Annotated in this window: 9 protein-coding genes; 2 read left to right on the forward strand and 7 right to left on the reverse strand. The window is 69.8% G+C overall.

The genetic code is table 11. The annotated features are described in order from the left end of the window. Positions 1 to 53: 53 nt before the first annotated feature. Together LZ199_RS00565 and LZ199_RS00570 are read left to right on the forward strand one after the other, a co-directional pair. Entirely contained in the window at positions 54 to 1985 is a 1932-nt protein-coding gene (locus LZ199_RS00565) for a hypothetical protein (RefSeq protein WP_253991655.1), read from the forward strand. 37 nt (positions 1986 to 2022) lie between these two features. Then, positions 2023 to 3423 (forward strand): hypothetical protein, encoded by a 1401-nt coding sequence (locus tag LZ199_RS00570; protein ID WP_253991656.1) that lies wholly within the window; start codon positions 2023 to 2025, stop codon positions 3421 to 3423. Positions 3424 to 3479: 56 nt separating this feature from the next. Here LZ199_RS00570 and LZ199_RS00575 read toward each other — a convergent pair whose 3' ends face one another. The 7 genes from LZ199_RS00575 to LZ199_RS00605 all read right to left on the reverse strand — a co-directional run bounded on the left by LZ199_RS00575 (position 3480) and on the right by LZ199_RS00605 (position 12427). Then, on the reverse strand, positions 3480 to 4718 hold the full coding sequence (locus LZ199_RS00575) for a hypothetical protein (RefSeq protein WP_253991657.1): 1239 nt from the start codon (positions 4716 to 4718) through the stop codon (positions 3480 to 3482). A 66-nt stretch (positions 4719 to 4784) separates the two neighbouring features. Next, complete coding sequence (locus tag LZ199_RS00580; protein ID WP_253991658.1) at positions 4785 to 5318, reverse strand: hypothetical protein; 534 nt, start codon at positions 5316 to 5318, stop codon at positions 4785 to 4787. Continuing rightward, positions 5315 to 9199: a type VI secretion IcmF C-terminal domain-containing protein gene (locus LZ199_RS00585; RefSeq protein WP_253991659.1), complete on the reverse strand. Its 3885-nt coding sequence runs from the start codon at positions 9197 to 9199 to the stop codon at positions 5315 to 5317. Before LZ199_RS00585 ends, LZ199_RS00580 begins: the two co-directional genes overlap by 4 nt. Before the next feature lie 3 nt (positions 9200 to 9202). Continuing rightward, a complete protein-coding gene (locus LZ199_RS00590) occupies positions 9203 to 9514 on the reverse strand; it encodes a hypothetical protein (protein WP_253991660.1) in 312 nt (103 codons plus the stop codon). Positions 9515 to 9524: 10 nt separating this feature from the next. Then, positions 9525 to 10163 carry a DotU family type IV/VI secretion system protein gene (locus LZ199_RS00595; RefSeq protein ID WP_253991661.1) on the reverse strand — a complete coding sequence of 213 codons (639 nt, stop codon included), beginning with the start codon at positions 10161 to 10163 and terminating at the stop codon, positions 9525 to 9527. 1 nt (position 10164) lies between these two features. After that, entirely contained in the window at positions 10165 to 11811 is a 1647-nt protein-coding gene (locus tag LZ199_RS00600) for a type VI secretion system baseplate subunit TssF (protein ID WP_253991662.1), read from the reverse strand. A 13-nt stretch (positions 11812 to 11824) separates the two neighbouring features. Next, positions 11825 to 12427: a hypothetical protein gene (locus LZ199_RS00605; protein WP_253991663.1), complete on the reverse strand. Its 603-nt coding sequence runs from the start codon at positions 12425 to 12427 to the stop codon at positions 11825 to 11827. Between the last annotated feature and the right edge of the window lie 20 nt (positions 12428 to 12447).

Consider the following 12447-nt stretch of genomic DNA (forward strand, 5'->3'; position numbering starts at 1 on the left):
GCCACGAGGCCGGCTGGGGGCTGGCACGGAACGGGCAAGTGCAGTCGGGACGCATGGCCTTCCAGGAACGACTCGCGCTGTCCCTCACGCTGACCCAGGGCGGGCAGACCTTCGTCATTCCCGGGGGGCAGGTGGAGGCCTTCTCCGTCCAGCTCCTGCCGCACGGCTTCACCGCCTCGGTGAGCTTCTGGACCGGGCTGGAGAAGGACGACGCGGCCCTCTTCACCGCCTTCTCCACCCAGGACCTCCTGGACGTGAAGTTCTCCATCATCAAGGGGGGCTACCCCGTTCCGACGACGCCGCCAGAGCCGCTCAAGCTCCATGGACTGGCGCGTTCTCGGGGCCTGGAGGCGCGGACGCATGGACCGGTGGACGGGGCCCAGGTGCGCTTCCGGCGCTACACGGTGGAGTTCGAGGACGTCGCCCGGGTGCTCTGGCGCCAGCACCGTCCCACCGAGCTGCGCACGGACACCACGCTTTCGGCCCTGCTGACGGAGCACACGGCGGGGGCCTTCGCGCTGGACTGCGACTGGGACGTGCTCGACGAGAAGCGGCCCCTCATCTGTCTGGCGCTGGGGGAGGACGCGCCGGGCGTGGGCTTCCATGACTTCGTCGCCTGGCTGGCGGCGAGCCGGGGAGGACTCTGGACCTATGACAGCGTGAAGGACCGCTATGCGTTCCTGGGCCGCAAGGCGCCCGTGGCCAGGGCCGCGCCGCTGTCGTGGGAGAAGGTAGAGCGGGTGGAGGTGGTGATGCCGCCGGTGCCCCGGCACGCGGCTCGCGTCCTCAATGCCTCCGCGCTCCAGTCCTCCACTTTGGATGTCCCGGCGACTGTCGGTGTCGCGGGGCTCCATCAGGACTACCTGGTGCGCACGCCCATCGTCTCCCAGGTGGAGCAGCGGCAGACACTGGAGGTCTCCCGACTGCGCGTTCCCCAGCGACGGCTGCGACTCTCGTTCCGCCACTATCCCACCGTCGCGGTGAGCCCCGGCGCGGGCATCCGGCTGGAGGGTGCGAGGTGGGGCCGCGCGGCGGTGGGGACGGGGGAGGACCTGCGCTCGGTGGAGCTGGTGCTTTCGGCTCGGTCGCTCGACGAGGGGCCTCACGCGGGGTTGCAGAACACCGACGCGGGCTTCGAGGTGGAGATGTCGCTCCTGGTGGAGCGCACGACGGACACCACGGTGACGCTGCCCGCGCATCGCACGCCGCGCTATCCCATCCACGTCGAGGGCAAGGTGCTCAGCCCCGGAGGCGGGGAGAAGGACCGCATCTACCTGCTGTCGGAGGACAAGAAGACCTCGGTGCTCACGTGGCGCGTGACGGTGCCGCTGTGGAACAAGGCGGTGAGCGTGCCGGCCGAGCCGGGCTTCTTCCCCGGACACTTCTACTTCCCGCCATACAAGAACGCGCGCGTGCTGGTGGAGCTGCACTTCGACCGGGCGGAGCTGCACCGGCACCTCGACTGGGCGGACGCCGCGCGGCTTCCCCAGGACGGGCAGGGTGATGGAATCCTGCTGGGGAAGAACGACACCAGTCAGACCTCCATCGTCCACGACTACCAGGACATGAAGCCCGTATGGCACCTGCGCCGAGTCTCCGGTCCGGACACCGAGACGGTGCGCATGGCCGAGGGCGTGATGATGTTCCGCACGAAGGAGGAGACCGGCGTCGCCGCCGCCGAGTCCACCTACGATGTCTCGCCGCAAGTCGAGACGGCGCGCGCGGACCTCACGGCGGGCGTGAGCGGCGCCATGGGCGAGACGACCGCCGCGTACAAGACGGCGGCCGGCGCCTCGCAGGCGAAGCTGGACGGCGCCACGACGGAGACGCAGGCGAAGCTGGAGTCAGCGCAGGCGGCGGTGGACGCGAAGGTCGCGGAGACGCGGGCCGCGCTCAACGGCGCCCTGTCCGGACTCAATGGCAGCACCGCTCCACTGGATGGCGCCGCGGCCGAAGCGCGCGCGGCGCTGGAGCGACTCAAGTGACGCGCGAGGCACGAGTGAGCCGAAGGGAGGTCGAGTCGTGAAGGCACTGCTGGGCACGTTGACGGAGCTCCGGGGCGACCTGGAGTCATGCGGGTCGGGCTGCACGGCGCGCGTGGGCTCCTCGCGCACGGCCGTCGAGTCCGTGGGCAGCGGCATCGAAGCCCTCATCACGTCGATTCGTCCCGAGCTGGAGCCCGTGCTCGCGGCGCTGCTGGGGCGCATCGACGCGCTGGACGCGAAGCTGGCGTCGCGCAAGGACGACGAGGACGCGGCCCGGCTGCGCGCGGAGTTGTCTCCCTTGCGCGCTCAGGTGGATGGGGCCTCCGTGTCGATGGCGTCCTCGCTGACCGCGCTGGAGGGAAGCGTGGTGGCGCCGCTGCGTTCGAGCCAGGAGGGCGCGACGACGTCGCTGGGCACGCTCGAGACGACGATGTCCGGGCAGGTCGAGTCCCTGCTCGCGCAGGTGGAGACGGTGGAGAAGGCCGTGGTGCCCGCCCAGGCGCAGGTGGAAGGCATCATCACCCAGGCGGGTGAGGCGCTGGATGCGCTGGTGAAAGGCGCTGTCGCCGCCGTCGCCGCCATCCGTGAGCCGTTGCAACAGGCGGTCACCACCGCGCTCGCGACGCTGGAGTCCGTCCTCGCGCAGCTGGCCACGGTGAAGGAGCAGGTGCTGGCGCTCTTCACGCCGCTGCCCGCGGTGCTGGAGCAACTCCAGACGCTGTATCAGACGCTCACCGGCTCACTGGAAGCACTGCTCACGCGCGTGAGCACGTTGTTGGACGCGATTCCGGCCGCGAACCTCCCCAAGCCGCTGGTGACTCCGGCGGTGCAGGCCATCACGCAGGTGGTGACGCAAATCACCACGCAGCTCGGCACGTTCTCCTCGCAGATGGCGACGCAGATGTCCTCGCTCCAGGAGCAGGTGCTCGCCCAGGTGGACACCGTACGGACCCAGGCCCTCCAGCAGGTGGACACGCTCCAGCAGCAGCTCGTGCAGCAGGTGGACACGCTGAAGCAGGCCGTCCTCGCGCAGGTGGAGCCCGCGAGCGCGCAGATGGATGCCGCGGTGTCCGCCGCCGTCGCGCAGGTGGGGACCGCGAGGGACCAGGCTGTCGCGCAAGTCACGACCATCCAGGACCAGATGGCCGCGAGGGTGGACGCGGTGAAGTCCCAGGTGAAGGAGCGGCTCCCCGCGCTGGAGCAACAGGTCGACGCGGGAACGCAGGCGGCCCAGTCGCAGATGGAGGCCGCGGGCGCTTCCGCCGAGGAGCAGGTCACCACGGCTCGCTCGGGCATGAAGTCCCAGGTGGACGGCGTGGCGAGCTCTGTTGGCGCGTCGCTCGACTCACTGGAGGCGCGGATGGTGCTGCCGCCGGGGCCTTCCGTTCCGCCAGTGCCTTCAGTGCCCCCAGTTCCTGGAGGCCCGCTCCGGGCGTGAGCCGCTCTGTCTCAGGACGGCCGCGGCACCGCATGCGGTGCCGCTGAGCGCGCGCGTCAGGGCGCTCCGAACAAGTTGGCCAGGAAGTTGCCGACGGGAACGCGCGGCGGCATCACCCGCGTGTCGTAGATCTTCACCTGGCCCGCGGAGGCGAAGTAGTCGGTGGCCATCAGCGCGCCACCGGCGCGCACGGGATTCGGGACTGCGTGGAGGTTGAACGTGCCCGCGGTCTCCAGGGCGACCGTCGCCGCCCCGTTCCACTGCTTCAGCTCGATGGCGGGAGGCGCGCTCGCCTGGGTGCGCAGGCCGTCGACGTTGAAGACATAGCCCGTGTTCACCACGCTGACGGCGGGGTCCCGGATGCTCATCCCGGCGGAGGGGATGATTTGAATCATGGGCTCGATGGTGTCCACGCCCTCCGGACTGTTCCTCATGCGCGCCTGCAGATGGTCCAGGCAGACCTCCACCCCGATGCAGACCTCGTTGATGTCTTCGTGGTCATCGCCGAGCCGGAAGATGCAGCCACCCTGCAAGGAATTGTCGGACCACTCGCTCCGGTTCCGGCTCCGGGTGGGCGCCTGGGACAAGACGTCGTGAGAGCCGAGGGTGGGCACCGTGGTGCGGTACTTGTTGACCGCGCCGAGCAGGCTCATCCCGCGCGTGTCCGTGTGTCCGGTGCGGTTCCAGAGCGCGTCGAAGGTCGTCGTCGTCTCGTTGATGTAGTCGATGCCGGAGACGTATTCCTTGTAGACGAGCCGCTCATGCTTCCCATCCGGGTTCAGGAAGCCTCCTTGCTGGATGAGCGCGATGTTGAAGACCTCGACGCCCGTCTTCCTGTTGGGCACCACGGGGTCCATCACATCCATGTATCCGATGATGGTTCCGAGCACGAACAGCCAGTTCCTGAACCGGTCCGGCCGTGCGTTGAACGCCCACTTGCGGAAGTCCTTCAGCACCTCCGCGATGAGCTCCAGCTTGTAGCCACCCTTGACGCCCCGAAAGAAGAACTCGGGCATCACGAACACCTTGAGGGTGGTGGCATCCAGGTCGATGTTCGGACTGTTGGCCGCCGCCAGGATGGCGTTCTTCACGTAGGAACACCGGTTCGTCAGGTCGGTGCGGTCGTCCGCGTGGCCCTTGTACGCCTGCGTCCCCTTGCCGGACACGACCTGGTGCGGGGGCCCCGGGAGGAGCTTGTGCTGCCCACCCCAGATGCGCCCGGGCGCGCCAGGGTTCTTCGCGTTGTAGCCAAGCTGATGGTGATAGCCGATGAACTGAACGTCGTCGTAGCTCATGGGGTCTGCTCGAAGTGAGGGGCTTCGGTTGGCGAGGCCCCGCACGACGGCACGGAGCCCCAGGGGCTACTTCCCGGCGGAGGGGGCCTCGAGCTTCGGGCCCTCCACCTTGGGAGGCTCGACCTTGGGCGGCTCCACCTTCGGCGGTTCGGCCTTGGGTGCCTCGCCGCCCTTGGAGGAGCGCTTCTTCTTCGGAGCGTCCGTGCGGATGCGGCTCTCCTCCAGCTCGATATCCACGCGCCCCGGGATGGGCGCGTCCAGCAGCACCTGCCAGGCACCGTCTGGCGTGGTGAACAGGAAGGAGATGGCCAGCGGCGACTCCTCGGGAATCTTCACGCGCGTCTGCGTCTTCTCGCCGGGGTAGACGACGAGCGTCTCCACCACCGAGTCGTCCGGGTGGACCACGCGCTCGGCCACGTCGGCATAGAACTCCGTCATGTAGCGCTGCGAGTCCACCGCGCGGACGACCATGTGCAGGGGCCGACCCTGGTTCGTCCCGGGCGGCGACTTCACGTTGATGGTCAGGTGCGTGGGCGCGCAGGCCACGGTGCCCAGCGCGAGCGCCAGCATCATCAGCCACGGCCACTTCGTGGCGTTCATCGCGTCACCTCCTGGAACAGCGTCCACGGCCCGCCCCGCATGCCGAAGCGCAGGCGGATCTCCGAGTGCTCCGAACCATCCGGACCCGGCAGCGGCCAGATGGCGTTGTGCTCGGCGTCGAACGTGGCGGCGTCCAGGATGCGGAAGCAGTTCCACGACGAGCGCGACAGCTCCGTGGAGCGGTAGCGCTTGGCCTCGCGACCCGGAACGCGCAGCTCCACTCCAACGGACGCCGACCGGGGCTCCCACCACGCCAGCGCGAAGTCCTGCCACGCGGGCGTCTGGTTGAAGCCGAAGGCCGCCGCCGCGCCGCACTTCAGGAAGGACATGGTGACGAAGCCGTTCTCTCCCGACGGAGGCAGCGGCAACGGGCGCACCTGGAGCATCAGCGGTTGCGGCTTGCCCTCGTCGTTCCAGAGCAGCTTCGCCAGGCGCGACAGCCGCCCGAGCATCGCCAGCATGCGCGGGGGGACGGAGAGCTGCTGACGCAGCGAGCGGCGCAGCATCCACTCCGTCCCGCGCTCCTCCACCACGGGGGAGAGCACTTGGTTCACGAACTGCCAGAAGGCGCCGTCCTTGCGCTTGAGCACCTCCAGCTCCGTGGGGTCCAGCTCCTGGCTCGCCTCCACGGCGAACGGGTAGCGGCGCAGCAGCGGCGTGAGCAGGGTGCGGTAGCGCCACTCCCACTGCTCTTCGAGCACGCGCTCCAGCTCCGCCCGGCCCAGCTCACGCGTCATCAGGAACGGCTCGCGGAACGGCCGGCGCAGCTCCCCGAGGATGCCCTGCTTGTCCAGCCACGCATCCACGCGGCGCAGGTAGGAGCCCTCCTCGTCCAGCAGCATCGACAGGCCCACGCGGCCCAGCGGCGAGAGCAGGTCGGTCAACTGACGGCCGCCCTCCTCGCTGGTCGCGGGAGCTTCCTCGCCCCCGGTGCGCAGCGAGGCGGGGATGACGGTGCGCTCCCCCAGCACCGGCGCCGCGTTGAAGCCCGACACCTCCGTGTGCAGCTGCGACACCAACAAGAGATAGGCGGCGAGCTGCGCCGTCTGCCCGTCCTTGTCCGGCGTCATGAGCTGCACAATCGGACGGAACGCGGACAGCTCCTGGCGCAGCGGCTCGTAGTACGGCCCCTCCATGGGGCCGATTCCCGCGCCCGTCGCCACCTCGCGCAGCATGGACACCAGCTCCGACGTCGGCTGCGTCACCGCCGACAGCTCCGAGGCCAGCGATGTCGTCAGCGCGGTGAAGCGGTAGTCGCGGTACTTCACCAAGAGGTCCTGCCGGTAGCGCTGCCCGAAGTTGGAGACCTTCTTCAGCACGTAGCCCTGGCGCTGCGCGGCCTCCGCGCGGGACAGCTTGGAGTCCGTCATGCGGATGGTGAACTCGTCCACCAGCGGGCGGATGTCCGTCTCGAAGGTCAGCCACTCCGAGCCCTGGCGCGAGGGCAGGGCGTCCACGCGGCCCAGGTCCATCGCGTCATCCATGGCCATGCCCATCCCCATCTCCGACGCGGACGCCACCGCGCCCGGAGGCAGGCGCACCGTCTGCCGTTGGAAGGGCCGCTGGCCCTGCTCCATCTGCCGCAGCAGCTTGTCCAGCAGCACGCGCGACAGCTCCTTCGGACGGAACTCGAAGGACTGCTGCAGCACCCGGACCTCCAGGCGCGAGTCGCCGTTGGTGGGCACGAAGAGGCCCCCGGTGCGCGTCAGCAGCTCCGCGGTGGACATCTCCGCGGCGGCCTTCAGGCCCGCGTCGATCTCCTCCTCCATGCGCAGCACCGCGGCCAGCATCGGCTCGTGCTCGCGGTGCCAGTCAATCGAGTCGAGCGTGCTCTCCACGCCCTTGAGCGTCGCCTGGCTCTCTGGCGAGCCGGAGGCGTCCAGCAGCGCGAGCATCTTGCGCGCGGACGTGTACGCGACGCTCTGGGCCAACGTGACTTGGAGCCGCTGGCGCTCGCTGGCCAGCACCCGCCACTGCTCCAGGTCCAGCTCGCTGGCGCCCAGCACCAGCTGGAGCCGCTGCAGGTGGTCCCTCCACGGCCCCAGGTAGCTCTCCTCCGTCAGCCACTCGTAGGGCCAGCGCATCCACGGCAACTGCCCCTGCGCCTGCATGCCCGCGCGCCACGCCTGGTCGCTGGAGATGATGTAGTCGCCCACCACCTCCTCGCGCAGCTTCGTGGCCTGCATCCAGTTGGACTCCTTCTCGGAGGCGTTCGTGCCGATGAAGCTCAGGGAATCCGCCGCCCAGTTCCAGCGCTTGCGGTACGCCACGTTCAGCCCGGACAGGACGAAGCGGCCCATGTCGTCGCCGCGAGACGCGCGCGTCACCGCCATGAGGTGCAGCATCTGCTCCGGACGGCACAGCGTCTCTCGCTCGCAGCGCTCGTCCGCGTGCGTCGGCGCCCAGCGCGAGCGGTTGCCCGCGAGCTCCGCCGGAGCGCAGCCGGGGATGAGCGTGCCGCAGCGCTGGCACTGCTCCTGGCAGCTCTCCAGGAGTGGCTTGAGGTACGACAGCCGGACGGTGTTGGCGAGCTGCTGGCGGAGCACCTCCTGCTCGTCGATGAAGCTGTGATTCAACAGCGGGAAGTAGCGCGCTGCGGCCAGCAGCGTGTCCATGGACTGCATCGCGCCCTGGCCCTTGTCCACCACCACTTCGCCGGAGGCTGTCAGGTGCTGCTGTCCCAGCCGCTGCACCGTCGCCTCGAAGTCCTCCATGTGCCGCTGGGCTTCCTCCAGCTTCTTGTAGAAGTTCCCGTAGGCCCCGAGCACGGGCAGACAGCCCACCGCCAGCAGCAGCGCGCAGCGGCTCAGGTGCTTGCCCCGGTAGCGCGCGCGCAGCTCGATGTTGCGCTTCTCCGGGGCGATGGCGAACACGCCCGTGGAGCGCGCCTCCGGCATGGGCGACGACAGGTACACCCGCGACAGCTCCGGGCGGTACGACAGCGTGCCGCCTTCCCACAGCCCGGTGACGAAGCGCGAGAGCGCCGCGAAGGACTCGCCACCGCGCGCGTAGAACTCCTCCAGCCGGCTGAAGGCCTCCACCGACAGGGACACCAGGCCGAGCGCGAAGTACTGCTCCATCGGCTGGAGCCCCGCGGCCAGCTTCGCCTCCTCACCCGGCGGCGGCACGTCCCAGTGCAGCGGGATGCCGTGGTCTCTCAGCAGCTTGGCGAAGTCCGGGAAGCCCACCATCGCGTCCATGTGCGTCAGGCACAGCCGCGTCTCCACGGCGCCCTTGCACACCTCGGACAGCAGGTTGATCTTCCCGCGAATCAGCTGGATGACCCGGCGGACTTCGTCCGGCGGCGTCTCCGCCAGCCAGCGTGCGTCCAGCGCGATGGCGACCCGGCCCTTCTGCCTCCGGAAGCTCGCCTCCCACAGGCGGCGCAGCGCGCGGCGCGCCTCCTGGGTGTCATCCTCCAAGAGGGACGCGGACACCTCCTGCACGATTTTGTCCGGCCCGAGGAAGATCTGCAGCAGCGGGTCCGAGGTGAAGCTGGGCATGAACTGCCGCTCCTGCCTCCGCCAGTCCACCTCCAGGTCGATGAGCGTCGTCTTGCCGGCGCCTGCCGGGCCGAACACCACCACCGTGGGGAAGTCCATCACCGCCACGCGGTAGCGCCACGGCAGCGCGCTCAGGAACTGCTTGCGGATGCGCACCAGCGCGTTCGCGTCCAGCTTCCTGCGCGGCTCCACCTGCGGCGCGGCGCGGCGCCGCTTGCGCCACCACCACACCAGGCCCACCACGAGGGCCACGGCGAGCAGCACCGCCAGCCCTATCAACACCCACGTCAGATAGGGCTTCGCTGCTTCCACTGTCGCAGGACTCGCGTTCGCCGCCGCGCTCGCGGCCGCGGCGACAGGGGTCTTCTCGCCCGCCATGACTCAATCCCTCTTCCCGCCCGCTTTCGCGCGGGCCGCGAGCTGGAGTCCTTCGAGGACGTCCTCCAGTCGCTCCAATGTCGCCTCCAGTTGCACACCCCATGCCTCCCGCTCCTTGGGGGAGAGCCGGGCGCCGCCAGGGCCGGGTTCCAGGGCTTTTGCCCCCTCACGAAGCACGTCCAGCAGGGGGCGGGTGCCCTCCGCGAGGCTTCCCAGGGACGAGGTGACGACCTGCTCCAGCCGCTCCACCAGCTCGGCCATGGCCTTCCGGGACGCGGCCGCGTCCATTCGCGACGCGGGGGGCGGCGGATTCACGGGGCGGGCCTCAGTTGGACAGGTGCCACAGCAGCACGGGGACCGCGACGATGATGGACATCGTCACGGCGTAGTAGCGCCAGGGGAAGTCGTAGAGGGTGGGCGGGGGGCCCATGTCCTCGGTGGTGACCTCCGGCGCGACGGCCTCCGGCCGGGGAATGCGCGCCACCAGCTGCTCGCGGTAGTCGCGAAGCCGGGCGGGGTGGCCCACGTGCCGGCCCACGAAGCCCGCGGTGAGGCAGAAGTGCAGCATCTCGAAGAGCAGCGACGGCGTGTCCTGCTTGCGCAGGCCCGCGTCGGCCAGGTCGAAGAAGAGGTCGCCGCCGGAGTCCACGCCGAAGGCCTTGAGCTGCAAGAGCGGCCAGTGCTGCGCGTCGTCGTTCGCCAGCCTGCCGAGCACCTTCTCGTCCACGAGGAACGCGAAGGGCTGGAGCACCTGTTCCACGTCGTCGGAGCGCAGCGCTTCTCCCAGGTGGATGCGCAGCTGCTCCAGCTCGTAGAGCAGGCCGCGCGACATGGCCTCCATGGCGCCCGGGGAGAGCCGCTCGCGCAGGGCGGAGTCCATGCCCGGCGAGCCCAGCTCACGCTCGAGCAGCTCTTCCACGTGTCGATAGGCCAGGAGGATGGCTTTCCAGTGCGACATCTTCATGTCAGGAGGCTCCCGGAAGGACGAGGGGACCGGCTCCGGCGATGGTCGCTCGCAGCTCCACCGTCGCTTCGTTGTTCCACACGTCCAGCAATTCCCGTACCCGCGTGAGGAAGCACACCACCAGGGGCTCGTGCCCTTCCTCGAAGGGCTCCAGCACCACCTCGTACACGTGGCGCAGGCCCGAGCCCTGCCGGGCGCTGTCCGGCACGCGCGACACGCTCAGCTCCCGCAGCAGCGGCAGGACGCGGCGGAAGGGGCCCTCGCCCGGCGTGCCCAGGTGCTCCAGCACCGCGCGAAGCTCCTCCAGGCCCAGCGTGGGCTGGGCCTTCCAGGCGAGCAATTGGGTGAGGGCCGTCAGGTCATCTCGCAGCGGGCTCTCGCGGTCCGGCTGGAGCTGTCCCACCAGCCGCCAGTCCAGGCCTTCGATGTGGCGCCCCGGGATGCCCACGGTGAGCCGGCCCAGGGCCTCCGAGGCGAAGCGCGGCTGGTGCCACAGCGCCTCCACCAGCAGCTTGCGGGGCGTGGAGAAGGCCTCCGGCATGCGCAGCACCAGGTGGGGCGAAGGCCCGTACTGGCTGGGGACCTCCTCCACCTCGTAGCCGGGCCCCTTGCCGGGCAGGTGGGCGGGCCTGAGCGGGGCCAGGCCCGACTTCGTCATCTCGTACACGCCCGTCACCGAGTGCAGCGCCAGCTCCCGCGCCGCGCTCATGTTGCGGATGGGGTGCTCGGAGCGGGTGCCGTCCGTGGTGATGACCTGGGCGGGCTCCGCGCGCAGGTTCTCCACCGGCACCGCGAAGGGGACCAGGAAGTCCGGCCGCAGGGAGCGGCCCACGGTCCACTCCTGGGCCAGGTCGAAGCAGAGGCTGAAGCGCCGCCAGGCGCCGCGCGTGGGGGGCACCGCGACGTGGAGGAACAGCTCCGTCTCCGGGAAGAGGAAGAACGAGCGCAGCCGCTGGAGCGGGTGGGCGAAGGTCGCCGAGTCATCCGGCGCGGGCGGCTCCCGGTCGAACGACACGGCGCACTTCGCGCCCGTGGAGTGCTCGTCCGCCAGCTCGCCGTACACCACGCTGACGTCGCGCAGGTGCTGGCGCAGCGAGTGGAACACCGCCAGGGACGGCAGGTACTCGTCCAGGTGGCGCACGTGAAGGCTCAGCGTCTCCACCGCGTCCGCGCGCTCGTGGCGCGACTCGAAGTGGAGGATGAGCCGGTGCCCGCCGCGCACCAGGGGGCGCACCTGGGTGGACTCCAGGGTGACGGGCAGCACGCGCAAGTCGCGCTGCAGCCGGAAGATGCCGGGCTCTCCCTCGGTGGGAGACAGGCGCAGCTCCGTGCCGCGCGGCAGGAGCACCGGCTCGCCCATCTTCCCCGCGGGCATCGCCTGGACGACGGCGCGCGTGGGCAGCGGCTCCAGCAGGAAGTCGAAGAAGCCCGCGAACAGGCGCCGCCACGTGGAGCGCAGGTTGTGCAGCGTCGCCTGCCGCGTCTGCACGGAGAAGAACGCCATCGCCTCGATGAGGCGGCGCACGTCCGGGTCCTCGCGCTCCAGCGGGGCGGCGGGGTAGCGCTCGTGGAAGCGCTGACGGAAGCGCTCCAGCGAGGCCATCTCCTCGAGGAAGTCCTGGTGCAGCCGGTCCTTGGTACCGCTCATCGGGTGTACTCCCTCAACCCAGCTTCACCAGCGCGCCGGACACGCTGGTGATTCCGGAGGCCTTGAGGTTGGCCATGCCCTGGGCTTCCAGGTCAAGCGCGGCCTGGCCCGACACCTTGACGTTGAGCCCGCTCATGGACGCGTCCGTCGCCCCCGACAGCTTCAGCGTGAGGCCGTCCACCTTGGCCTCGCCGCCGGTCGCCTGCATGGACGCCGTCATGCCCTTCATCGCCAGCGCCTGGGTGGCCTCCACGTTGATCTTGGCCGAGGAGGACAGGCTGGCGTCCTGCGTGGCGCTCTGCGTGAGCTTCGCCGACGAGGTGAAGGTCATGTCCTTCGTGCTCTCCACCGTCAGCGTGTCCTGGCTCTTCCAGTCGGACGTCTTGGAGGACAGGAGGGTGATGGTCTCCGCGTCCACCTTGAAGTCCTTGACGGTGACGACGATGCTGTCCGCCTTCTGCACCACGGTGCTGGTGTCCGCCTGGCCCGCCACCTTGAGGGTGATGCTGGTGCCGTCCATGGTCACCGTCTGGACAATCTGCCCTTCGGCGTTGTCCACCGTGACGGTGATGCCCTTCTGCTTGTCCAGCTCGATGGTGCAGACCAGCGTTCCCATGGTTCCTTCACGCCTCCGAA

The sequence above is a fragment of the Myxococcus qinghaiensis genome (assembly GCF_024198215.1).
Lineage (GTDB): Bacteria > Myxococcota > Myxococcia > Myxococcales > Myxococcaceae > Myxococcus > Myxococcus qinghaiensis.

Coding starts and splice junctions, on each gene's coding strand:
- LZ199_RS00565 (WP_253991655.1), top strand. CDS start 54: ATGGCCTTCCAGGAACGACTCGCGCTGTCCCTCACGCTGACCCAGGGC.
- LZ199_RS00575 (WP_253991657.1), bottom strand. CDS start 4,718: ATGAGCTACGACGACGTTCAGTTCATCGGCTATCACCATCAGCTTGGC.
- LZ199_RS00580 (WP_253991658.1), bottom strand. CDS start 5,318: ATGAACGCCACGAAGTGGCCGTGGCTGATGATGCTGGCGCTCGCGCTG.
- LZ199_RS00585 (WP_253991659.1), bottom strand. CDS start 9,199: ATGGCGGGCGAGAAGACCCCTGTCGCCGCGGCCGCGAGCGCGGCGGCG.
- LZ199_RS00595 (WP_253991661.1), bottom strand. CDS start 10,163: ATGAAGATGTCGCACTGGAAAGCCATCCTCCTGGCCTATCGACACGTG.
- LZ199_RS00600 (WP_253991662.1), bottom strand. CDS start 11,811: ATGAGCGGTACCAAGGACCGGCTGCACCAGGACTTCCTCGAGGAGATG.
- LZ199_RS00605 (WP_253991663.1), bottom strand. CDS start 12,427: ATGGGAACGCTGGTCTGCACCATCGAGCTGGACAAGCAGAAGGGCATC.